This window comes from Agrobacterium sp. (genome assembly GCF_059499945.1).
This window is the reverse complement of record NZ_JCABZP010000014.1, coordinates 234,580-256,480: the sequence shown is the minus strand read 5'-3', so window position 1 is coordinate 256,480 and position 21,901 is coordinate 234,580. Positions and strand designations below refer to the sequence as shown.

20 protein-coding genes are annotated in these 21,901 nt (G+C 58.9%); 6 read left to right on the top strand and 14 right to left on the bottom strand.

Annotated elements, in window-relative coordinates:
* Window positions 1-89: 89 nt before the first annotated feature.
* The 4 genes from dnaA to mutM form a co-directional block, all read right to left on the bottom strand.
* Window positions 90-1,550, bottom strand: coding sequence for a chromosomal replication initiator protein DnaA (gene dnaA / locus AC5I5B_RS12990; protein ID WP_236775428.1), 1,461 nt, complete (start codon window positions 1,548-1,550; stop codon window positions 90-92).
* Window positions 1,551-2,421: 871 nt separating this feature from the next.
* Entirely contained in the window at window positions 2,422-2,688 is a 267-nt protein-coding gene (gene rpsT, locus AC5I5B_RS12985) for a 30S ribosomal protein S20 (protein ID WP_003493474.1), read from the bottom strand.
* A gap of 195 nt (window positions 2,689-2,883) precedes the next feature.
* Window positions 2,884-3,657, bottom strand: coding sequence for an enoyl-CoA hydratase (locus AC5I5B_RS12980; RefSeq protein ID WP_003503804.1), 774 nt, complete (start codon window positions 3,655-3,657; stop codon window positions 2,884-2,886).
* 33 nt (window positions 3,658-3,690) lie between these two features.
* Window positions 3,691-4,587: a bifunctional DNA-formamidopyrimidine glycosylase/DNA-(apurinic or apyrimidinic site) lyase gene (gene mutM, locus AC5I5B_RS12975; RefSeq protein ID WP_111833753.1), complete on the bottom strand. Its 897-nt coding sequence runs from the start codon at window positions 4,585-4,587 to the stop codon at window positions 3,691-3,693.
* 143 nt (window positions 4,588-4,730) lie between these two features.
* On the opposite strand from mutM, the gene ubiE reads away from it, so the two are divergent.
* The 3 genes from ubiE (at window position 4,731) to olsE (ending at window position 8,196) form a co-directional block, all read left to right on the top strand.
* The gene (gene ubiE, locus AC5I5B_RS12970; RefSeq protein ID WP_003503808.1) at window positions 4,731-5,507 is read left to right on the top strand and encodes a bifunctional demethylmenaquinone methyltransferase/2-methoxy-6-polyprenyl-1,4-benzoquinol methylase UbiE; all 777 of its coding nucleotides are present in this window, start codon (window positions 4,731-4,733) and stop codon (window positions 5,505-5,507) included.
* Window positions 5,508-5,543: 36 nt separating this feature from the next.
* Complete coding sequence (gene ubiB / locus AC5I5B_RS12965; protein WP_020811191.1) at window positions 5,544-7,118, top strand: 2-polyprenylphenol 6-hydroxylase; 1,575 nt, start codon at window positions 5,544-5,546, stop codon at window positions 7,116-7,118.
* A 163-nt stretch (window positions 7,119-7,281) separates the two neighbouring features.
* A complete protein-coding gene (gene olsE / locus AC5I5B_RS12960) occupies window positions 7,282-8,196 on the top strand; it encodes an ornithine lipid hydroxylase OlsE (protein WP_003503811.1) in 915 nt (304 codons plus the stop codon).
* Between the two features lie 7 nt (window positions 8,197-8,203).
* Here the strand turns inward: olsE and AC5I5B_RS12955 are convergent, their stop codons facing one another.
* The 3 genes from AC5I5B_RS12955 to AC5I5B_RS12945 form a co-directional block, all read right to left on the bottom strand.
* Window positions 8,204-8,578 (bottom strand): MmcQ/YjbR family DNA-binding protein, encoded by a 375-nt coding sequence (locus AC5I5B_RS12955; protein WP_111833754.1) that lies wholly within the window; start codon window positions 8,576-8,578, stop codon window positions 8,204-8,206.
* Complete coding sequence (gene coaBC / locus AC5I5B_RS12950) at window positions 8,575-9,780, bottom strand: bifunctional phosphopantothenoylcysteine decarboxylase/phosphopantothenate--cysteine ligase CoaBC (protein ID WP_003503815.1); 1,206 nt, start codon at window positions 9,778-9,780, stop codon at window positions 8,575-8,577. Before coaBC ends, AC5I5B_RS12955 begins: the two co-directional genes overlap by 4 nt.
* A 69-nt stretch (window positions 9,781-9,849) precedes the next feature.
* On the bottom strand, window positions 9,850-11,433 hold the full coding sequence (locus tag AC5I5B_RS12945; RefSeq protein ID WP_003503817.1) for a peptide chain release factor 3: 1,584 nt from the start codon (window positions 11,431-11,433) through the stop codon (window positions 9,850-9,852).
* Window positions 11,434-11,523: 90 nt separating this feature from the next.
* Between AC5I5B_RS12945 and dut the strand changes: the two genes are divergently transcribed.
* The 3 genes from dut (at window position 11,524) to cysK (ending at window position 13,864) form a co-directional block, all read left to right on the top strand.
* Window positions 11,524-11,994 (top strand): dUTP diphosphatase, encoded by a 471-nt coding sequence (gene dut / locus AC5I5B_RS12940; protein ID WP_111833755.1) that lies wholly within the window; start codon window positions 11,524-11,526, stop codon window positions 11,992-11,994.
* 142 nt (window positions 11,995-12,136) lie between these two features.
* A complete protein-coding gene (locus AC5I5B_RS12935; protein WP_035212607.1) occupies window positions 12,137-12,754 on the top strand; it encodes a LysE family translocator in 618 nt (205 codons plus the stop codon).
* A gap of 141 nt (window positions 12,755-12,895) precedes the next feature.
* On the top strand, window positions 12,896-13,864 hold the full coding sequence (gene cysK / locus AC5I5B_RS12930; RefSeq protein ID WP_003503821.1) for a cysteine synthase A: 969 nt from the start codon (window positions 12,896-12,898) through the stop codon (window positions 13,862-13,864).
* Window positions 13,865-13,977: 113 nt separating this feature from the next.
* Here the strand turns inward: cysK and AC5I5B_RS12925 are convergent, their stop codons facing one another.
* The 7 genes from AC5I5B_RS12925 to AC5I5B_RS12895 all read right to left on the bottom strand — a co-directional run bounded on the left by AC5I5B_RS12925 (window position 13,978) and on the right by AC5I5B_RS12895 (window position 21,827).
* Window positions 13,978-15,507, bottom strand: coding sequence for a YifB family Mg chelatase-like AAA ATPase (locus AC5I5B_RS12925; protein WP_111833756.1), 1,530 nt, complete (start codon window positions 15,505-15,507; stop codon window positions 13,978-13,980).
* Window positions 15,508-15,690: 183 nt separating this feature from the next.
* Window positions 15,691-16,650 carry a glutathione synthase gene (gene gshB, locus AC5I5B_RS12920; protein ID WP_003503823.1) on the bottom strand — a complete coding sequence of 320 codons (960 nt, stop codon included), beginning with the start codon at window positions 16,648-16,650 and terminating at the stop codon, window positions 15,691-15,693.
* A 243-nt stretch (window positions 16,651-16,893) separates the two neighbouring features.
* Window positions 16,894-17,406, bottom strand: coding sequence for a cupin domain-containing protein (locus tag AC5I5B_RS12915; RefSeq protein WP_003503825.1), 513 nt, complete (start codon window positions 17,404-17,406; stop codon window positions 16,894-16,896).
* Between the two features lie 109 nt (window positions 17,407-17,515).
* Window positions 17,516-18,616: a sn-glycerol-3-phosphate import ATP-binding protein UgpC gene (locus AC5I5B_RS12910; RefSeq protein ID WP_003503827.1), complete on the bottom strand. Its 1,101-nt coding sequence runs from the start codon at window positions 18,614-18,616 to the stop codon at window positions 17,516-17,518.
* A gap of 10 nt (window positions 18,617-18,626) precedes the next feature.
* On the bottom strand, window positions 18,627-19,469 hold the full coding sequence (gene ugpE, locus AC5I5B_RS12905; protein WP_003503828.1) for a sn-glycerol-3-phosphate ABC transporter permease UgpE: 843 nt from the start codon (window positions 19,467-19,469) through the stop codon (window positions 18,627-18,629).
* 10 nt (window positions 19,470-19,479) lie between these two features.
* Window positions 19,480-20,445 carry an ABC transporter permease gene (locus AC5I5B_RS12900; protein WP_003503830.1) on the bottom strand — a complete coding sequence of 322 codons (966 nt, stop codon included), beginning with the start codon at window positions 20,443-20,445 and terminating at the stop codon, window positions 19,480-19,482.
* 83 nt (window positions 20,446-20,528) lie between these two features.
* The gene (locus tag AC5I5B_RS12895) at window positions 20,529-21,827 is read right to left on the bottom strand and encodes an extracellular solute-binding protein (RefSeq protein ID WP_060722815.1); all 1,299 of its coding nucleotides are present in this window, start codon (window positions 21,825-21,827) and stop codon (window positions 20,529-20,531) included.
* Window positions 21,828-21,901: the final 74 nt, after the last annotated feature.

Here is a 21,901-nt window from a genome sequence, read left to right as displayed (position 1 = left end):
TGATTGGATCCTCGGGACAGTCCCGAGGACGACATCGAATACGAGAGCGGCTTGCCAACGGACTGAAGCGGCCCGAAGGCCGCTTCTTTTTATGCGTTGTTTTCGTTGATCAGGCGCTTCAGCAGCTCAACCTCATGGCCAAGCTTGGTGTCACCGGAAATCAGTTCCTCGATCTTGCGCACGGCATGCAGAACCGTGGTGTGATCGCGACCGCCGAAACGGCGACCGATCTCGGGGAAAGAACGCGGCGTCAGCATCTTGGCCAGATACATGGCGATCTGGCGCGGCTTGACGATGACGCGGGTGCGACGGTTGGACACCAGTTCCTGCCGCGACACATTATAGTGCTTGGCGACGATGCGCTGAATATCCTCGATGCGCACGCGCTTGGCCTCACCCGTCCCGACGAGATGTGACAGCAGTTCATCGACACGGTCAACCGAGAGGTTCGGCTCAAAAGAGCGACGGAACATCAGCTGGTTAAAGGCGCCTTCCAGTTCACGTCCGCTCGCCGTCACGCTTTTGGCAACGTGGGTCAGGATTTCGTCCGAAATCTCGAAAGACGGATCGTCCTGACGCGCCGAGCCGAGGCGGCGGTTGAGCATTTCGTAGCGCATGTCGTAATCGGGACCTTCGATCTCGATCGCCATGCCGCCCTGAAGACGGGAACGGACACGCGGATCGAGCGATTCCAGCTCCCATGGCGCACGGTCAGCAGCGACCACGACCTGCTTGGCGCTGTCGAGCAGCATGTTCAGCAGGTGGCAGAATTCATGCTGGATCATCTTGCCCTGCAGGAACTGCATGTCGTCGATGACGAGCAGGTCGATATTGCGTAGCGTGTCCTTCAGCGTCAGGGCATCGTTGTCGCGGATTGCGGTCGCAAAACGCCACATGAAATATTCAGCTGTCAGATAGACCACGCGCGGATTGCGCGGGCTGTCGATGGCGGCATTGGCGATTGCCTGCAGAAGATGCGTCTTGCCGAGACCAACACCCGCATGGATGAACAGCGGGTTGAAGCGCACGGCGCCGGCACCGGCTTCGGCGATCGTCTTTGCCGCCGCAAGCGCGACGCGGTTAGATGAGCCTTCAACAAAGGTATCGAAAGTGAAACGTGTGTCGAGCGGCGAGCCGAACAACGGCCCGGAACCGCCCTGACGCAGGGTCGCCTGCGAAGTCGCGGGCTGCGCGGCAGGCGTGGCGGGCTGCGACGGTATAAAGGACTTGTTCCGCGGAGCCGCACCAACCTCCGCAACGGGCTGCACCCTCTCCTCGGTCTGAGCCGGACGGATCGGGCGGCTGGCCGAGCGGACCAGAATCTCCACCTTCAGCACATCCGGATCCTCGCTCTGGACGAGGTTGGTGATCAGGTCCATGTAACGGTTGTTGATCCAGGACTTCAGAAAGGTCGTCGGAACGGTAAAACGGACGACGCTTTTCGAAACGGTATGGAGTTTGAGCCGTGCGAACCAGCTTGCATAGACCTCCGGACCAACCTGTGCCTTGAGCCGCGCGCTAAAACGTTCAAACAGCGCATCGTGCGTCATAGCCGATTTGTCCCCTGCCGCATCTGAGCAAGCTGCATCACGCGTCTTTGGTGCGCGGTCCCCATCAGCCACCGCACCCATCGCCAAATTCAATTGCATATTGCCGCCTTTCAAATTGCCAATCATAGCCTGACGATCAAAGATCGACCGTCAGGGATCCCCCTCGTTTATTTCTGCCCCCAAGCGTTCCCCTCGAAAGAACGCCAAAGGCGACTACTTGTTTGCGAGCCGGTTATCCCATTTCCCTCCCCCTCATGGAGAGGCCTGCGACACGCTAAAAACGCTCCTTTCGCTACAACCTTAAGGCGCATTCTTGAGGACAAAAAACCCCCGCCCGTTCCGGAGACCGAAACGGCACAAAAAGCTCCATGACCTGAAAAAACGGACCTCGAAAGACCCGTCAGCAAGAAGGTGAATATCGTCGATACGATCATCGAGATAATCTGTGGACTGAGATCCGCACCCCTTGTTGAAATGCATTTAGGCAGGATCGTGGGGAGAGATCAATGGCGTTTTTTCTGCAAAAACTCAGATCGGCCATTGACTCGCAAAGGCCGTTTTGCATCACCGACAGGGTGCGAAGCAGAATCGCTTATGAATCAATGAGATTCAATTTTGGCAATTTTTAAGAGCGGATTTTGGCAAAAAAATAAAAATCTTCTTGACTCAAAACTAGCCGCGACTTCCGTAGAGAAAGCCCCTGAGTTTTCCAGAGACCTCCAGCAAGTTATTGTTTTTACTGCAAATTTCCTGTCGTCCATCTGACATGCGTTTGTCACGTTACGGCAGCAATGGTTAACGGGCAGTTAGAATCACAAAAAGCCCGGTCAAAAGACCAGGCTTTTTGAATAATTATTTGTGATTAGCCGGATTAGGCGGAAAGAGCCTTAACGCGCTGTGCGAGACGCGACACCTTGCGGGATGCGGTGTTGCCGTGCAGAACGCCCCGGGTGGCGGCGCGCTGGATCTCGGGCTGAGCTGCCTTCAGAGCTTCGGTGGCGACTGCCAGATCACCGGAAGCGATGGCTTCCTCGACCTTGCGGATGAAGCCGCGAACGCGCGAACGGCGAGCCTTGTTGACTGCGGTACGGCGAGCGATCTTGCGGGTCGCCTTTTTCGCCGAAGTTGTATTGGCCATGTATGCCTCTCTTCGAATTCAAACCAAATTCCGCAACCATAGGATCGGGTCGTTAGAAGACCTCACGTAACCCAAGAATGCGGGAGTAATTTCGGACAAGCCGGATGGCTTTCCTTAACCGTGGGCGGGCATATACCGCTAAAGCTTACGCCCGTCAACGCGCAAAACGCTTAAAAGCGCCGATATTCCGAATCCTTAGCGATTCCGGAAAGCGGGTTTGCGCTTTTCCACGAAGGCGGCCATGCCCTCCTTCTGGTCCGCCGTGGCAAAGAGCGACTGGAAGGAGCGTCTTTCAAATCTCAGACCTTCTGAAAGCGGCACCTCGAAGGAACGATTGACGCTTTCCTTGGCCATGAGCACGGAGGCACGCGACAGGGAAGCTATGCGGGTAGCCGCCTCCACCGCCTCGTCCATCAGATTTGCAGCCGGCACAACACGCGACACGAGACCGGCGCGCTCGGCTTCTGCTGCATCCATCATGCGGCCGGTCAGAACCAGGTCCATGGCCTTTGCCTTGCCGACTGCCCGTGTCAGCCGCTGCGAGCCGCCCATGCCCGGAATGACGCCGAGGGTGATTTCCGGCTGGCCGAACTTCGCCGTATCAGAAGCGATGATGAAATCGCACATCATCGCCAGTTCGCAGCCGCCGCCGAGCGCAAAACCGGAAACGGCGGCGATAACAGGCTTGCGGGTGGCAGCAACCTCGTCCCAGCCGCCGAGAAAATCGCCGACATAGGCATCGACGAAATCCAGCCCCTGCATTTCCTTGATGTCGGCGCCAGCAGCAAATGCCTTTTCCGAACCGGTAATAATGATCGCACCGATGGAATCATCGGCGGAAAACGAAGACAGAATGTGCCGCAGCTCTTTCAGAAGCACCGAATTGAGAGCGTTGAGCGCCTTGGGGCGGTTGAGGGTGATGACACCCACCTCATCGCGTTTCTCGACCAGTATCGTTTCATAGTCCACGGCAGTCTCCCCTTCTCCGTTACTCCGACAGCGTTACTTCTGGCAGGCGGCGCAATAAAAGGTCGAACGACCGGCCTGCACCACCCTTTCAACCGTACCCCCGCAGCCGGGTGTCCGGCAAGGCTGGCCTTCCTGATCATAGACCGAAAAGGAATGCTGGAAATAACCGAGCGTTCCGTCCGTCTGTATATGGTCTCGTAATGAGGACCCGCCGGCGGCGATGGCGTCGGCGATGACATCGCGGATTTTCTCCGTCAGATCGGCGAGTTGTGCTTTGGGCTTGCCACCTTTCGTTACCAGCGTTCCCGCGGCCCGCAGGGGCGAAAGATGCGCGCGCCACAGCGCCTCACAGACATAGATATTGCCGAGGCCCGCGATGACCTTCTGGTCCAGCAGCGTGCTTTTCAGGGGCTGGCTTTTGCCCTCAAACCGGCTCGCCAGATAATCCGCGCTCAGCGCATTACCTGTCGGCTCCGGGCCAAGCTCGGCAAAGGCCGGGTAAAGATCGAGCTTGTTGCGCTCCACCAGATGCATGAAGCCAAAGCGGCGCGGATCATTATAGATGACGCAGACGCACTCTTCTCCTTTATCGAGATGAAAGACGACATGGTCGTGCTTGCCGTCCTTCGAGCGGGCGTGATGAAACGCGCCGGGCGTCTTGTCAGCCTCATCCGTTTCCGCCTCGATACGAAACGAACCGGACATGCCGAGATGGGAAACGATCGTCAGCCCGTCTTCCAACTCGATGAGAAGATATTTCGCCCTTCGTCCGAGCGATATGATCGTCTTGCCCTCGATCAGCCCCGCGAAATCCTCCGGGAAAGGAAAGCGCAGATCCGGGCGGCCGAGATGCAGCCTGCGGACCCTTGCCCCTTCCATAGCAGGTGCAAGGCCACGTCTGACGGTTTCGACTTCTGGCAATTCTGGCATCTGGCTTATCCGACAGTTTATCGTTAGGACCATGTGGTCTATACAGTGCACGCGAAATGTCGCGCCCAGGCGATGCGGCAACAGATAGCGTTGCCATGGCGTTTCCGCTATGGTCCGCCACGCAATAAATATGGAGACAGACGATGACCGACGCCCGTACCACTGCCCAAGGCGGCATGGAAACGTCCTATGGCTTCCACAAGGTGGACGAAGGCAAAAAGCAGGGGCTGGTCAACGAGGTCTTCCATAAGGTGGCCAAGCGCTACGACATCATGAATGACGTAATGTCGGCTGGCCTGCACCGGCTGTGGAAGGACGCGATGGTCTCTTCGCTTTCGCCGCGCAAGGACCCGTCCTACAAGATTCTGGACGTTGCGGGCGGCACCGGCGATATCGCCTTCCGTATCATCGAAGCCTCCAACCGTCTGGCGCATGCCACCGTTCTCGATATCAACGGCTCGATGCTGGCCGTCGGCGAGGAGCGCGCGGCAAAAAAGAAGCTTTCCGACAATCTGACCTTCGTGGAGGCCAATGCCGAGGAGCTGCCCTTCGAGGCGAATAGTTTCGACGCCTATACGATCGCGTTTGGCATTCGCAATGTGCCGCGCATCGATGTCGCGCTGAAAGAGGCACACCGTGTCTTGAAGCGTGGCGGGCGGCTGCTGGTGCTGGAATTTTCCGAAGTCGATATGCCGCTGCTCGACCGTGTTTATGACGCCTGGTCGTTCAACGCCATTCCGCAATTCGGCAAGATGATCACGGGTGATGCCGAGCCCTATCAATATCTGGTCGAATCGATCCGCAAATTCCCCAATCAGGAGGATTTCGCGACGATGATCCGCACCGCCGGCTTCTCCCGCGTGACCTACACCAATTACACCGGCGGCATCGCCGCCCTGCATTCCGGCTGGAAGCTTTAAGACCATGGCCGGTAAAAGCAGGAGACAAGCATAAGCATGAGTACTTTGGGCGCATATTTCCGCCTCGCAAGGGTTGGTTGGGTTCTCGTGCGCGAAGGCGTCGTGCTGGCCCTGCCGTCCGACGACCTGCCTGCTCCCGCCCAATTATTGAAAGCGCTGCTGAAGCCATTCGCCCGCAGCAAGGCGAAACGGGCGCAGCGCAGCGACCGGCTGGCGGTGGCTGTGGAGCGGCTCGGGCCCTCCTATGTGAAGATGGGTCAGTTTCTCGCCACCCGGCCGGATGTGGTGGGCGCCGACTTCGCCGACGATCTCGCAAGCCTTCAGGACCGCATGGCCTTTTTCCCGGCGGCTGCGGCGAAGGCCAATATCGAAGGCTCGCTCGGACGGTCGGTGTCTGAACTCTACAGGGAATTCGGCGATCCGATCGCCGCGGCTTCCATTGCCCAGGTGCACCCGGCAATGGTGGATACACCAAAAGGGCCGCGCAAGATGGCCGTCAAGGTCATCCGTCCCGGCGTGCGCCAGCGTTTCCAGAACGATCTGGAGGCGATGTATCTGATTGCCGACCTGCAGCAGCGTTTCGTCCGCTCCGCCCGCCGCCTGCGCCCCGTCGAGGTGACGCGCACGCTGGAGCAGACCACCAAGATCGAGATGGATCTGCGGTTAGAGGCCGCCGCCCTTTCCGAACTTGCCGAAAATACCAAGGACGATCCGGGTTTCCGTGTTCCGGAGGTGGATTGGGAGCGCACCGGTCGCGATGTCGTCACCATGGAATGGATTGACGGTGTCAAGATGTCGGATATCGAGGGCCTGAAGGCCGCCGGCCACGACCTGAACAAGCTCGCCGATACGCTGATCCAGTCCTTCCTGCGGCATACGCTGCGCGATGGCTTCTTCCACGCCGACATGCATCCCGGCAATCTCTTCGTGGATGCGGAGGGCGAGATCGTTGCCGTCGATATGGGCATTGCCGGACGCCTTGGCAAAAAGGAACGCCGCTTCCTTGCCGAAATCCTCTACGGCTTCATTACCCGCGACTATATGCGGGTGGCTGAGGTGCATTTCGAGGCCGGTTATGTGCCGGGCCACCACGACAAAGCCAGTTTCGCGCAGGCGATCCGCGCCATTGGAGAACCGATCCACGGCCAGCCGGCCGAGACGATCTCCATGGGCAAGCTTTTGACCCTGCTGTTCGAAGTGACCGAGCTTTTCGACATGGAGACGCGGCCGGAACTCGTCATGCTGCAAAAGACCATGGTGGTGGTGGAAGGCGTGTCGCGCATGCTCAATCCGCGCTTCAACATGTGGAAGGCGGCAGACCCGGTCGTTGGCGGCTGGATCAGGGACAATCTCGGACCGAAACGTGTCGTTACCGATCTGAAGGATGGCGTGAAAGCCGCCCTCAAGCTTGCCGAGGCAGCACCGGAGATTGCCGCCAAGACGGAAAAGCTGCATTCCGAATTGATGTATATGAGCGAGAACGGCCTGCGTTTTGATGCGCAGACGGCGGAAGCCATTGGCAAGGCGGAAGCGCGCCACACCAAATGGGGACGGATCGCTCTCTGGGTCATTGCGCTGACGCTTCTCTATATTGCGATCAGGGTGAGCTGAGCATTTCGGCACCGCTATGTGCCATGTTTGTGTAATGCATTGGAGCGATAAGGGTCTGATCTCTAGCCAAGACAGGTGATTGGTGCGGATAAGGGTTGCTCGGAAGCCTGCGCGGAAGTGCGCCGATGGTAGAGACGGATACGCCGGACAGGATTTGATTTTGATGGCAAAAGCGCAAGTACTAAAAGCAGCCCTTTCCTATACCTCCTGGCCACTGGTGTTCGTCGGCGGCCTCGTCGGGTCCTATTTCGCTTTTGCGAGCAGTCATCCGATCGCAGCCTTTCTCGCCGTTTATGCGGGCGCGGTTCTCAGCCTGTTTCTCCTCGAGCGCTATATTCCCTATGAAGTCGAATGGCTTGAGGGGGATGGTGAGACCATCAACAGCATCGGTCACACGCTTCTGACGAAGGGGCTCGTACAACTCGCTGCCGCCGCCGCGGCAATCTTCCCGATGGTAGCCGCGAATGTTCTGCAGCCGCTGGCGGCGATGCGGTTCGACCTGTGGCCTTCCCATTTGCCAATGATCGTCCAGGTCGCGCTTGCGGTGACGATTGCCGAATTCGGTCTCTACTGGGCCCACCGCATTGCGCATGAAACGGTATTCTTCTGGCGGTTCCATGCCCTGCATCACAGCGTCGTGCGGCTCTGGGTCGTCAATACAGGTCGGTTTCATGTGGCCGACTCCCTGTTCAAGATCGCGCTCAGCCAGATTCCGCTTTATTTCATGGGTGCGCCGCTTCAGGTTTTCTGGTGGCTGGGCGCCGTGACCGCCTTCATCGGTATTTTGACCCATTGCAATGTCGACATGAAAACGGGGCTGCTCGATTATATCTTCAGCACGCCGCGCCTGCACCGCTGGCACCATTCGAAGCAGCTTCCGGAAGGCAACACCAATTACGGCGAAAACCTCGTCATCTTCGATCTCATTTTCGGATCCTACCACAACCCCGACCGGCCCTCTTCCACCGATATCGGCATCAAGGGTGAGATCGCAAAGGGGTTTGTGCCGCAGCTCCTGCAGCCCTTCACCAAAGAAGGCGTCCGCCAGATCATTGGTAAGGACAAGAAGGTCAACTGACGGTAAATTATAAACGGGGCGCGGTATCGATCACGATGCCGAGTTCGCCCCGCAGCTTTTTTGTCAGGCCGGCGGCGACAAGCTCGTAGGAACGGCGCAAATAGTGCTCCAATTCCTCCTGTTCGAGCGGTGAATGATCGGCAATCGACACCCATTTGCGTTTCGCAAAATAGGGCGCCTGAGCGATGCCCTCGAGTGAGGTCAATATTTCGAAGCTCTCTTCCGAGCATTTCACCACCAGCCGCCAGTCCTCCCGTTCGCCAAGCACGGCAAAGACCTTGTCGCCCACCTTGGCGACATGTGAATCCCATTGATCGACGAACCGGACGCCCGGCCATTCGCCAAGCACCCTGTCGAATGTCTTGCGATCGAACAGGCTCATGCGAGTTTCTCCGCGATCAGTGCCGCCAGACGTTTTGCGACTTCGGTCTTGTCGAGATCCGGCCAGGCCTCGACACCGTCAGCTGAAATGATCTTCACGCTGTTGCGATCCCCGCCCATGATGCCGGTTTGCGCCGAGACATCGTTAGCGACGATATAATCCGCTCCCTTGCGTTCCAGCTTCGCCCGGCCGTTCTTCTCGATATCCTGCGTTTCGGCGGCAAAACCCACCACCAGCGTCGGACGCTTTTCATGATGGCCGACGGTTTTGAGAATATCGGGATTTTCCGTCAGCTGCAGCGCCAGCGGCGCATCGCCCGGCTGCTTCTTGATCTTCTGTTCCGATGAGCCCGTCACCCGCCAGTCGGCGACGGCGGCGACCATGACGGCGATATCCGCCGGCAGCCTCGAGATGACCGCATCGCGCATCTCCTCGGCGCGCTCGACATGCACCGTTTCAACACCTGCCGGATCCGCAATCGTGACGGGGCCGGAAACCAGCGTGACCTTTGCTCCCAGCTCCGCCAGAGCCGCCGCAATGGCGTGACCCTGCTTGCCAGAGGAACGGTTGGCGATATAGCGCACGGGATCGATCGGCTCGTGCGTGGGGCCGGAGGTGACGATCGCCGTTTTGCCATTCAGGGGCTTTGGCCCCTCATCCAGCAATGCGGCGACGGCTTCGACGATCTGCAATGGTTCGGCCATACGGCCAAAACCAGCCTCGCCCTTCTCTGCCATTTCACCGACCATGGGTCCGATGAAAAACACCCCGTCTTTTTTCAGCGTTTCGACATTTCGTACCGTCGGTTTGGCAGACCACATTTTCGGGTTCATCGCCGGAGCCACCAGCACCTTGCGATCCGTCGCAAGAAGAATCGTGGAGGCAAGATCATCTGCCAGACCGTGCGCCATCTTCGCCATCAGATCGGCTGTGGCGGGAGCCACCAGCACGAGGTCGCAGTCGCGCGCCAGCCTGATATGGCCCACATCCTGTTCATCCTGTCGGGAAAAGAGCTCTGTGAAGACATGGGTGGCGGACAGTGCGCCGACGGCAAGCGGGGTGACGAATTCCTGCGCGCCCTTCGTCATCACTGGCGTCACCTTCGCGCCGCGCTCTTTCAGGCGGCGGATGAGATCAAGGCTCTTATAGGCCGCGATGCCGCCGGAGATGATGAGGAGAATATGTTTGCCTGAAAGCGTCATGATGCCGGACCAGTTTCCCGTTTCAGGGGAAACTAAGCCCTTGGCATTCAAAGTGCAATCCGGCTGATATCACGCCGCCTTGGCGACGTGATATTCCTTGATCGCGACCATCTTGATCGCCGGAAAACGCTCGGATTCGTAACGTAGCGAGAAGGCGTCCTGCGCCAGAAACACCGGATCGCCGTCCAGATCGCGGGCGATATCGCCGCGTTTGACGTTGAGGAACTTGTCCATTTCCGCCGGCTGATCGGAAGAAATCCAGCGGCAGACCGAAAAACGCGACATTTCGAAGGAGACCGGCAGGCCGTATTCGCCCATCAGGCGCTCCTTCAACACATCGAGCTGCAGCGCGCCGACGACGCCGACGATGGCGGGAGAGCCGTCTTCCGGCGAAAAGAGCTGCACAACGCCCTCTTCCGCCATCTGCTGCAGGGCTTCTTTCAGCTTCTTCGCCTTCATGGCGTCCTCAAGACGTACGCGCCGCAGGATTTCCGGCGAGAAGTTCGGAACGCCCTGGAAAACAAGATTTTCACCTTCGGTCAGCGTATCGCCGATGCGCAGCGTGCCGTGGTTCGGGATGCCCACCACGTCACCCGCAAAGGCGGTATCGGCCAGCTGGCGCTGCGAGGCGAAGAAGAATTGCGGCGCGGTCAGCCCCATCTGCTTGCCGGTGCGAGCAAGCCGCGCCTTCATGCCACGCTCCAGCTTGCCGGAGCAGATGCGGGCGAAAGCGATACGGTCGCGGTGGTTCGGATCCATATTGGCCTGAATCTTGAAGACAAAGGCCGTCATTTTCTCTTCAGCCGCATGTACGGTGCGGGTATCCGCCACCTGATCGCGCGGCGGCGGCGCGAAATCGCCAAGCGCATTGATGAGGTCACGCACACCGAAATTGCGCAGCGCCGAACCGAAGAACACCGGCGTCATGTGGCCTTCGAGAAACGCCTGACGGTCGAAAGGACGGCAGGCTTCCAGCGCAAGCTCCGTTTCCTCGACAAAAAGCTGCCGTTCATTTTCCGGCAGGCGATCGGCAACCGCCTGCGGACCGTTAACCGGCAGTCCGTCAACCTGGGTATCGTTGCCGCGGAAGGTATTTTCGGCGAGATTATAGGCGCCGCAGAAGGTTTTGGCGCGACCGACCGGCCAGGTGATGGGCGCGGTATCGAGCGCGAGCTTCTCCTCGACCTCATCCAGAATCTCGAAGGGGTCGCGGCTTTCGCGGTCCATCTTGTTGATGAAGGTGATGATCGGGATATCGCGCATACGGCAGACTTCGAAGAGCTTCAGCGTGCGCGGCTCGATACCCTTGGCGGCGTCGATGACCATGATTGCCGCATCCACCGCCGTCAGCGTGCGGTAGGTATCATCGGCAAAGTCCTCGTGGCCGGGCGTATCGAGAATATTGAAGACCCGGTCGTTATATTCGAAGGTCATGACCGAGGTGACGACCGAAATGCCGCGCTCGCGCTCGATCTTCATCCAGTCCGAACGGGTCTGGATGCGGTCCTTCTTTGCCTTCACTTCACCGGCAAGCTGGATCGCTCCGCCGAACAGCAGCAGTTTTTCGGTAAGCGTGGTCTTACCCGCGTCCGGGTGCGCGATAATAGCAAAGGTGCGGCGGCGGGAGACCGCCTCGGCAAGTGTTTCGGCCATCTGACAAATCCTGTGGAATTGCGGGCTATCTAGCGTTTCAGGCCCGCATTTGCAATTGACCTTGCCGCGATCTCGGCAAACTAATGCCGCATGACCGTTCAAAATGACAATAGCCCCCTTCTCCGTCTCGTCCGTCTCGCCAATGGCGCAGACCTCGAATTGCCGTCCTACGAAACCCGTGGCGCCGCCGGCATGGACCTGCGCGCTGCCGTGCCCGCCGGTGAAACGCTGACCCTGCAACCGGGTGAACGCGCGCTGGTCCCGACCGGTTTCATCTTCGAGGTCCCGCAGGGCTACGAGGCGCAAATCCGCCCCCGCTCCGGCCTCGCCATCAAGAACGGCATCACCTGCCTCAACTCTCCCGGCACGGTGGACAGCGATTATCGTGGCGAAGTGAAGGTCATTCTCGCCAATCTGGGGCAGGACGTTTTTGTCATCGAACGCGGTATGCGCATCGCGCAGATGGTGATTGCGCCGGTAACCCAGGTTATCGTGAGCGAGGTGACGGAAACCTCCCAGACGGCGCGAGGCGCCGGCGGTTTCGGCTCCACCGGCGTTTAGCCACACCGCTTGGCCGGCAAGCTGTGCGGCCCGCTTTATCAGACCCCCGTCCTGCCGTTCCGACAGGACGGGGGGATGTGACCAATTGTCTTTGCCCGGCGATTTCGCTATGGATCTGGCGGATTTTCCGGGAAACACGATCATGACGCTGACGACCCTTTTCGCCTATGCAACAGCCCTCTTCATCGCCGCCGCCATTCCCGGCCCCGGCATGACGGCGATCGTGGCGCGGGCACTGGGTTCAGGCTTTCGGGAAACCTTCTTCATGGGCCTCGGGCTGGTGCTGGGCGACATGATTTACCTGACCGGCGTGATACTGGGCCTCGCCTTCGTTGCGCAAACCTTTCAGGAAGCCTTCATGGTGCTGAAATTCGCGGGCGCTGCCTATCTCCTCTATATCGCCTGGAAGCTTTGGACCGCCGGCCTGCTGCCACAGGAACTCAAGGCCAAGAAAAGCACCAGCATGCCGATGTCCTTTCTCTCCGGCCTGCTGATCACGCTTGGCAATCCGAAAACCATGCTGTTTTATGTGGCGCTGGTGCCGACGCTGATCGATATCCGCATGATCGGCCCTTCGGAATATGCGACACTTCTCGCCATCACCTTCGTCGTGCTGATGGCGGTTCTCCTGCCTTATATCCTGCTTGCGGCCAAGGCGCGTAACCTCCTGAAAAGGCCGAGCGCCTTGACGATCCTCAACCGCACGGCGGCGGGCATTCTGGCGGGAACGGCGACCATGATCGCGATCCGCAGCACGTAAAACAAATTCGTGCATTTATGCGATTTATCGTGAAATTATTCCTGTAATTCAGGAATATTAGGACGAACGTTCGCTAGCTTGAGAAAGCTATTGCTCCTATTCTGCCGCTCAAATCTTGCGGTCTTTACACAGGAGAATATCATGCCCGAAGCCAGAAAGCCCGGACGCGGACGCGTCTATTCCTCTATTACGGAAACAATCGGCGATACGCCGATCGTGCGGCTCGACAAGCTGGCGAAGGAGAAGGGCGTGAAGGCCAACCTTCTCGCCAAGCTCGAATTTTTCAATCCCATCGCTTCCGTGAAGGACCGCATCGGCGTCGCCATGATCGAAGCTCTGGAAGCGCAGGGCAAGATCACCCCCGGCAAGACCACGCTGGTGGAGCCGACCTCGGGCAACACGGGTATTGCCCTCGCCTTTGCCGCTGCCGCGAAGGGCTACAAGCTGATCCTGACCATGCCTGAAACCATGTCGGTTGAACGCCGGAAAATGCTGGCCCTGCTCGGCGCCGAACTGGTGTTGACCGAAGGTCCGAAGGGCATGAAGGGCGCCATCGCCAAGGCGCAGGAACTGGCCGAGACGCTGCCTGACGCGATCATTCCGCAGCAGTTCGAAAACCCTGCCAATCCGGATATTCACCGCAAGACGACGGCGGAAGAAATCTGGAACGACACCGAAGGCACGGTCGATATTCTCGTCTCGGGCATTGGCACCGGCGGCACCATCACCGGCACGGGCCAAGTGCTGAAATCGCGCAAGCCCGAAGTGAAGGTGATTGCCGTCGAGCCCGCCGACAGCCCGGTTCTTTCCGGCGGCAACCCCGGCCCCCACAAGATTCAGGGCATCGGCGCCGGTTTTGCGCCCGCCATCCTCGACACCGGTATTTATGACGAGATCGTCACCGTCACCAATGATGAGGCTTTCGAAATCGCACGTCTGGCGGCAAGGCTGGAAGGCGTGCCTGTCGGCATCTCCTCGGGTGCGGCGCTGGCGGCAGCCATCAAGGTTGGTGCGCGTGAGGAAAATGCCGGCAAGAACATCGTCGTCATCATTCCTTCCTTTGCGGAACGCTACCTTTCGACGGCGCTTTTCGAAGGCCTTGGGCTTTAAGCCAGGCTTTCAAGCGCAGTGCGATCCCGCATCCGATTAGCGAATATCCCGATGTGCCGCTGGCCCCGCTGGCGGCACAATGGTTTCTGAGGCAAAGCACCAAGGGCGACCTCCTACGCCGCCGCCGTAAGCCTTTCCCCTGCGATACGATAGGACACAGCTTCCGCCACATGGATGCGGCCAACCGTCTGCTTGCCATCCAGATCGGCCAGGGTGCGGGCAACCTTGAGAATGCGATGATAACCGCGCGCGGAAAACTTCAGCCGCTCGGCGGCATCGCGCAGCAATTGCAGCCCGGACGCATCCGGCTCGGCATATTTTTCTATCAGGGTCGTCGTGCAGCGAGCGTTCGTGCGAATGGCGGCAAATCCCGCCGCGTAGCGTTCCTGCTGCGCAAGGCGTGCCCGGGCGACCCGGGCGGCCACCACCGCACTCGGCTCGGCCACCACAGGACGAATGAGATCGGCGGCAGAGACAGCGGGAACGTCGATGCGGATATCGATACGGTCTAGCAACGGTCCGGAAATGCGAGCCTGATAATCGGTTACACAGCGCTGGCCTCGGGCGCAGTTGAAACCCGGCTCTCCCGCCATGCCGCACCTGCAGGGGTTCATGGCCGCAACGAGTTGGATTTCTGCCGGATAGCTGACGCGGTGATTGGCTCGCGCAATGATGCATTCGCCCGTTTCCAGCGGCTGGCGAAGCGCATCCAGCACCTGCGGCGAAAATTCCGGGAACTCATCCAGAAAAAGAACGCCGTGATGGGCAAGCGAAGCTTCGCCCGGTTTGGCGCGCAGCCCTCCGCCGATCAGCGCCGCCATAGTGGCGGAATGGTGCGGCGTGCGGAAAGGCCTGCGGTCCGACAGCTTGCCACCCGACAATTGGCCGGCGATGGAATGGACCATGGACACTTCCAGCAACTCCGCCACTTCCAGCGGGGGCAGGATGGAAGGCAAGCGGGCTGCGAGCATGGATTTACCCGAGCCGGGTGGGCCGACCATCAGCAGATTATGGCCGCCAGCGGCGGCCACCTCCAGCGCGCGCCGGGCACTCTCCTGTCCCTTGATGTCAGCTAAATCAGGCAGATTAACCGGATTGGCGCGGATGGCGGGCGTCGGGCGCGCGAGAAGCTGTGTGCCGCGAAAATGATTGGCGAGTGCAATGAGACTGCGCGGGGCGAGAATATCGATACTGGCTCCGGCCCAGGCCGCTTCCGGCCCGCTTTCAGCCGGGCAGATCAGCCCCTTGCCGAGTGCATTGGCGCCGATAGCCGCCGGCAGGGCGCCCGAAACCGTACCGATGGTGCCATCAAGATTGAGTTCGCCGAGAACCACATAACGTCCCAGCATGTCTGCCGGTATCGCCCCCAAGGCAGCCATGAGGCCAAGCGCAATGGGAAGATCAAAATGCGATCCTTCCTTGGGCAAATCCGCAGGCGCGAGATTGACGGTGACTTTTTTCGCCGGCAGCGCCAAACCCGAGGCATGCAGGGCGGCCTGCACCCTCTCGCGGCTTTCGGCCACCGCCTTGTCTGGCAGGCCGACAATCTGGATGCCGACCTTTCCGGGTGCGACCATGACCTGCACCTCGACGGGCACACCCTCTATGCCCTGAAATGCAACCGTATTGACCCTTGCCACCATGGCCTGCCCCGCAAACCGGCCGCATCACCAGAGCTTCATGCCCTGTTGCGGCCACCCGCAAGCAACGTGCCACAGGGCAAAGAATAAAACAAGAACATCCAGCGAACAATTTCCCGCTGACGATGTATTTTAGTTGCATCTAGTTGCGCTCATGGAACAAAGCTGGATCGGCAGCAGGTCGCGTCAGAAATCCTGAGCTTCGCGCTTTTTCTCGATCGCGTCCCACAAAAGGCTTGCGACATCGGCACCGCCGAATTTGCGCACTTCACGAATGCCGGTCGGCGAGGTGACATTGATTTCTGTCATATAGTCGCCAATCACGTCGATGCCGACGAAGAGGAAACCGCGCTCGCGCAAGGCCGGACCGATGCGGCGGCAGATTTCCTTCTCGCGCGCCGTCAGTTCCGTCGGTTCCGGCCGTCCGCCGGCATGCATGTTGGAACGGGCATCGTTTTCCGCCGGTACGCGGTTGATTGCGCCCACAGGTTCGCCATCCACCAGGAGGATGCGCTTGTCGCCCTTTCGGACGTCAGGCAGATATTGCTGGGCGATGTAAGGCTCGCGGAACATCTGGCCAAACATCTCCAGCAGCGAGGAGAAATTGCGGTCGTCGCGCGCGGAATGGAAGACGCCTGCGCCGCCATTGCCATAAAGCGGCTTCAGAATGATATCGCCCATTTCATTGCGGAAGCGGGCGATTTCCTCCACGTCCTTGGTGATCAACGTCTTCGGCATCAGATCGGCGAATTCGGTGACGAAAATCTTTTCCGGCGAGTTACGGACCCAGGCGGGATCGTTGACCACCAGCGTTTTCGGATGAATGCGTTCCAGCAGATGGGTCGAGGTGATGTAAGCCATGTCGAAGGGCGGATCCTGACGCAGATGGATGACATCCATGGTCGAGAGATCGACACGCTCCGGCTCCGACAGGGAGAAATGGTCGCCCTTGATGTCGCGCAGTTCCATCTGCTCCACCGTGGCGTAAATCTTGCCATCGCGCATGGAAAGGCGCTCGGGCGTATAATGGAACAGCCGGTAGCCGCGTGCCTGCGCCTCGAGGCTCATGGCGAAGGTGGAGTCACCGGCGATATTGATGCCGGAGACATGATCCATCTGGATCGCGACGTTCTTGATCTTCGCCATGCGCATGTTCCTCTTGCAGCATGCGGACGCTTTCCCGGCCCGCCGTGCCCATTGCCTCGCCTTTTCAAGCTTCCCTGCAGTACCGGGAGGGACCCGGAAACGCTTCAGAAAACCCTGAAGATGTAGGGCAGCGATCATTCAAAGGCAACTGCTGCAAGCGGTGGTTCGTGTGAGTTTTATTGAACCTTCACAATTCCGTTGGCGGCGCCGCACCGGCCCCGCCCATCGGAAGGTTTTATGGGTTCAGGCCGCCAGCTTATAGGAACGGCCGGCAAACAGCTTGTTCTTGACGCGATAGGCGAGAGCCAGCGCCTTGGGGAACGGGCGGCGCATGAAAGCGACCTTGCGGACATAATCATCCACCCGCCAGGTGGCCCATGTTCCCGCAGGGAAATAGGCGACATCGCCGACCCGCAGGATGCTGATGGAACCGTCTTCCGCGGTTACATGCACTTCGCCTTCCAGAATATAGACGGTTTCATCCCAGCCGAAGAACCAGCGGAATTCCCCCGCCGTGCAATCCCACATGGCGGTGCTGGAAGCACGGTCGCCGCTTCTGGAGTGATCCGCCGCGCGCGCCTGGGGGTTACCGGAAATGATCCAGTCCGGATTGATGGGGGCCGGCTGAAGCCGCAGATCGGTGCAGGATGCGCTGACGACAGCCTCATCTTTTGACCGACGCAAATAGGCCGGCAATATCGGCATTGTGCGGACCGCCATGGTTGCCGCGGCAGCGAACATCATTTTGAAGGACATATTAGAAAACCCCCGTGAAATATTGGAGGTCTTCTATCATCGGGATCGTAACGAAGCGGTTTTGACAATCGGCGCAATTTTATTCATCGCGCCGATTTCTGTGATGCGCTCAGGCCGTCGCCATCTGCGCGGGCTGCGCCGCCAGCTGCTCCGCTTTGCCGGCAATGCGCTTGCCGGTTTCGCTGGAGAAGAAATGCAGTTTTTCCGGCGCGATCGTCACGGAGAGCGCGGACGGAACCTCGACATCCGGCGGGAACGCAACTGTCAGGCTCTGGTCGCCGATCATGCCGTGGATGAGACGCTGCGAACCCAGTTCCTCGATATAATCGACCCGAAGCGGGAAGCCCTGTTCACCTGCCGCAGCGAGGCGGAAATCTTCCGCCCGCATGCCCACCGTTATCGGGCCGGAGGTGGGTGCAAAACCGTCGAGCGCAAAGAGCGCCGGACCGACGGCAAGGCTATCGCCATGCAACTCGGCGTTCAGCAGGTTCATGGCGGGAGAGCCGATGAAGCTGGCGACAAAGGTGGAGGCGGGCGTGTGGTAGACATCAAGCGGCGCGCCGATCTGTTCGATACGGCCGCCATTCAGCACAACAAGACGATCGGCCAGCGTCATGGCCTCCAGCTGATCGTGGGTGACGTAAATAGAGGTGGTGCCGAGACGCTTTTGCAGGCGCTTGATCTCGCCGCGCATGGAAACGCGCAGCTTGGCATCGAGGTTGGACAGGGGCTCGTCGAACAGGAAAGCCGCCGGTTTGCGCACGATGGCGCGACCCATGGCGACACGCTGCCGCTGGCCACCGGAAAGGGCGCGCGGCTTGCGCTCCAGATAGGGTTCAAGCTGCAGCATACGCGCGGCTTCGGCCACGCGCGCATCGATTTCCGCCTTCGGCGTCTTGCGGTTCTTCAACCCGTATTCCAGGTTCTCGCGCACCGACATATGCGGGTAAAGCGCGTAGTTCTGGAACACCATGGCAATATCCCGATCGGCGGGATCGGTCTGGTTGACCACCCGGTCGCCGATCTTCACCGTGCCTTCGGAGATGTCCTCGAGCCCGGCGACCATGCGCAGCAGCGTGGACTTGCCGCAGCCGGAGGGGCCGACGAGCACGATGAACTCGCCGTCCCTGATGTCGATATCGACGTGATGCACGGCGCGCACGCCGCCATGATAGTCTTTGCAGACCTGACTGATTTCTATCGCGGCCATTTCGGTTTCCTTATTTGTCGCTTTCGGTGAGGCCCTTGATGAACCAGCGCTGGAAGATCACGACGATCATCACAGGCGGCAGCATGGCCAGAACGGCAAGCGCGAAAGCTTCGTTGTAATCGGGAATTTGCGAACCGACCCAGACCTGCAGGATCGACTTGATGCCACGCATCAGGGTGAAGAATTTTTCGTCATTCGTCATCAGCATCGGCCAGAGATACTGGTTCCAACCGTAGACGAACATGATGATGAAGATCGCCGCCATCATGGTACGGGAAAGCGGGATGATCACATCGATAAAGAACTTGACCGGACCCGCACCGTCTATGCGGGCGGCTTCCAGCAATTCCTCCGGAATGGATTTGAAGAACTGCCGGAAATAGAAGGTTCCGGTCGCAGACGCCAGAAGCGGCACGATGAGGCCGGTGTAGGAATTCAGTAGACCGAGTTTGCTCATGACCTCATAGGAGGGCATGATGCGCACTTCCAGCGGAAGGAGCAGCGTGGTGAAAATGATCCAGAAGGCGAGCGTTGCAAAACGGAAGCGGAAATAGACAATCGCATAGGCGGCCGTCATCGACAGGACGATCTTGCCGACAGCAAAACCGATGCCGAGGATCAGCGAATTCAGCACCATGTTGAGGCCCGTCACCTGTCCGGTGAAACCACCCTTCTGGGTCAGGACCTTTTCGTAGGTCTCGATGAAATTGTCGCCGGGAACGATCGCCAGACCGCTGCGGTGGATTTCCGCCGCCGTGTGTGTGGACGTCATGAAGGCAACGATAACAGGCAGGATCAGAAACAGCGCGCCAATGATCAGCACCAGATGATCGAGGGGTTTTGTCTTGTACATTGGTTTTCCCTCAATTGTAGTGGATGCGCTTTTCGATGAAGCGGAACTGGATGATGGTGAGAACAAAGACGACCAGCATCAGGATGACGGACTGGGCCGAAGAGCCGCCGATATCATTGCCGCGGAAACCGTCCAGAAACACCTTGTAGACCAGCGTAATCGGGTTGTTGGCGGCCTTGTCCTTCACCATCACGTCGATGACGCCGAATGTGTCGAAGAGCGCGTAGGTGATGTTGATGATCAGCAGGAAGAAGGCCGTGGGCGCCAGAAGCGGCATGATCACCGTCCAGAACCGGCGAAAGCCCGAGCGGCAATCGATGGAGGCGGCTTCCCGCACGGAGACCGGAACGCCCTGGAGACCCGAAAGGAAGAAGATGAAGTTGTAGGGAATCTGCTTCCAGACCGCGACGACGATCATGGCGAAGGCCGTATCGAAATAATTGAGGCCGACCTTCATGTCCCAGCCGAGAAACGCCGCCATCTTCACGAAGGGGCCGATATGCTGATCGAAGAACATCATGCCGATGAGACCCGCGACAGGCGGCGCGATGGCGTAGACGGAAATCAGCACCGTCTTGTATGTCGAACTGCCGCGAATGACCGCATCAGCCTTGACCGCAAGCAGAAGGCCGAGCGCCAACGAAAAGAAGGTTACCAACACGGTGAAAACAACCGTGAATTTGGCGATGCCGAGATATTCCGGGCTGAATATCGCATCCGAATAATTGGCGAAGCCCACGAAGGACGCGCCGAATCCGAAAGGGTCTTCGATAAAAAAGGAAGATTGCACGGCCTGAACGGACGGCCAATAGAAGAAGATGAAGATCACCGCAAGCTGCGGCGCCAGAAACAGATATGGCACGAAGGACGAGGAGAACTGCACGCGCTTCATGCCGGCTTCAGCAGCCTTCGGCGGTTTTCCGGGCTTTGCGGACCGGCCGGAAAATCGGCTCGGTTGTGAGGATGTATAGGCCACGTTTTCGCTTCCTTATCCAAGAGCGAGCCTCCCTTCCGGCGGAAAGGAGGCTCGACAACTATCGTTGGTTTAAAACGGGCCGATTAGCCGGCCGTCTTGGCGAAACGGGCGAGAATGTCGTTGCCTTCCTTCTCGATGATCTCGAAAGCAGCCTTCGGCGTGACTTCGCCGGAGAAGATGCGGTTATATTCGCGTTCCATGACGGCGCGGATCTGCGGATAGAAACCGAAGCGGTAGCCCTTCGACCATTCGCCGCCCGGCAGCGACAGCTGCTGGATACCGACTTCCGCAACCGGCTTTTCCTTGTAGTAGCCTTCAGCCTTGGCCTTTTCGTAAGCGGCCTTGGTGATGGCGACGTAACCGGTTGCCTTGTGGTAGAAGACCTGGATTTCCGGCGAGGTCAGGAACTGGAAGAAGTCAGCCACGCACTTATTTTCGGCTTCAGACTTGCCCGACATTGCAAAGAGAGCTGCACCGCCGATGAAGGAGTTGGTGCCTGCGCCCTTGATGGAGCCCCAGTAGGGAAGGAAGGTTGCCGAGAACGGCATGGTCGCCGTCTTCTGCAGGCCGCCGAAGGAGCCCGAAGAACCGATCCAGAAAGCGACTTTGCCTTCTTCGAACGGCTTCTGGTTGTCGTTCCAGCCGGCACCATAATAGGCGAACAGGCCCTTGTCCTTCCAGTCCTTCAGCTTGTCGAACATCATGACGAGGTTCGGGTCGGTGACCTTGAGCTTGGTGTCAGTGACGCTGTCGTAACCATTGTTGTTGGTGGCGAACTGGATGTTGTTACGGGAGAAGAAGTTCTCCGTGAACTGCCAGGTCAGCTGCGACTGAACGAGCGGAATGTAACCGGCTTCCTTCAGCTTCGGCGCAACCTTCTCGAACTCTTCCCAGGTCTTCGGGGCTTCGACGCCGGCCTTCTTCAGGGCTTCGTCGTTGACATACATGATGGGAGCGGAGGAGTTGAACGGCATGCCGACAAACTTGCCGTCAGCGGCAGCGTAGAAATAACGCACGCCATTGATGAAGGCGTCGCGGTCGAACTTGTAGCCGGCCTTATTGATGAGGTCTTCGGCAGGAATGACAGCGCCCTTGGCGTTGATGATGGTGGCAGCGCCAGCGTCAAAAACCTGGAGGATGTTCGGCTGTTCGCCCGAACGGAAAGCAGCGATGCCGCTGGCCAGCGCTTCTTCATAGGAGCCCTTGGAAACCGGCGTCAGAGCGCATTCCTTCTGGGCTTCGTTGAACTTCTGCGAAACTTCGTTGATGACTTCGCCGTTACGGCCGCCCATGCCATGCCACCAGCTGATGTTGGTAGCAGCCATGGAAGACGTCGCCGAAATGCTGACGGCCACTGCGGCCATGGAAATCTTCTTCAACATTACTAAATCCTCTCCACCATTTATTGGGGTGAGGATGCGAATAGAGGCGTTCGATGACGCCTCTTTGACAGTTC

Bases quoted from the DNA above. Each gene is read 5' to 3' on its own strand.
- ugpE (WP_003503828.1), bottom strand. From the start codon at position 19,469: ATGTACAAGACAAAACCCCTCGATCATCTGGTGCTGATCATTGGCGCG.
- AC5I5B_RS12910 (WP_003503827.1), bottom strand. From the start codon at position 18,616: ATGGCCGCGATAGAAATCAGTCAGGTCTGCAAAGACTATCATGGCGGC.
- cysK (WP_003503821.1), top strand. From the start codon at position 12,896: ATGCCCGAAGCCAGAAAGCCCGGACGCGGACGCGTCTATTCCTCTATT.
- AC5I5B_RS12955 (WP_111833754.1), bottom strand. From the start codon at position 8,578: ATGAGCCTGTTCGATCGCAAGACATTCGACAGGGTGCTTGGCGAATGG.
- AC5I5B_RS12915 (WP_003503825.1), bottom strand. From the start codon at position 17,406: ATGTCCTTCAAAATGATGTTCGCTGCCGCGGCAACCATGGCGGTCCGC.
- AC5I5B_RS12895 (WP_060722815.1), bottom strand. From the start codon at position 21,827: ATGTTGAAGAAGATTTCCATGGCCGCAGTGGCCGTCAGCATTTCGGCG.
- ubiB (WP_020811191.1), top strand. From the start codon at position 5,544: ATGAGTACTTTGGGCGCATATTTCCGCCTCGCAAGGGTTGGTTGGGTT.
- olsE (WP_003503811.1), top strand. From the start codon at position 7,282: ATGGCAAAAGCGCAAGTACTAAAAGCAGCCCTTTCCTATACCTCCTGG.
- rpsT (WP_003493474.1), bottom strand. From the start codon at position 2,688: ATGGCCAATACAACTTCGGCGAAAAAGGCGACCCGCAAGATCGCTCGC.
- AC5I5B_RS12925 (WP_111833756.1), bottom strand. From the start codon at position 15,507: ATGGTGGCAAGGGTCAATACGGTTGCATTTCAGGGCATAGAGGGTGTG.
- dnaA (WP_236775428.1), bottom strand. From the start codon at position 1,550: ATGACGCACGATGCGCTGTTTGAACGTTTTAGCGCGCGGCTCAAGGCA.
- mutM (WP_111833753.1), bottom strand. From the start codon at position 4,587: ATGCCAGAATTGCCAGAAGTCGAAACCGTCAGACGTGGCCTTGCACCT.
- ubiE (WP_003503808.1), top strand. From the start codon at position 4,731: ATGACCGACGCCCGTACCACTGCCCAAGGCGGCATGGAAACGTCCTAT.
- gshB (WP_003503823.1), bottom strand. From the start codon at position 16,650: ATGGCGAAGATCAAGAACGTCGCGATCCAGATGGATCATGTCTCCGGC.
- AC5I5B_RS12935 (WP_035212607.1), top strand. From the start codon at position 12,137: ATGACGCTGACGACCCTTTTCGCCTATGCAACAGCCCTCTTCATCGCC.
- coaBC (WP_003503815.1), bottom strand. From the start codon at position 9,780: ATGACGCTTTCAGGCAAACATATTCTCCTCATCATCTCCGGCGGCATC.
- AC5I5B_RS12945 (WP_003503817.1), bottom strand. From the start codon at position 11,433: ATGGCCGAAACACTTGCCGAGGCGGTCTCCCGCCGCCGCACCTTTGCT.
- dut (WP_111833755.1), top strand. From the start codon at position 11,524: ATGACCGTTCAAAATGACAATAGCCCCCTTCTCCGTCTCGTCCGTCTC.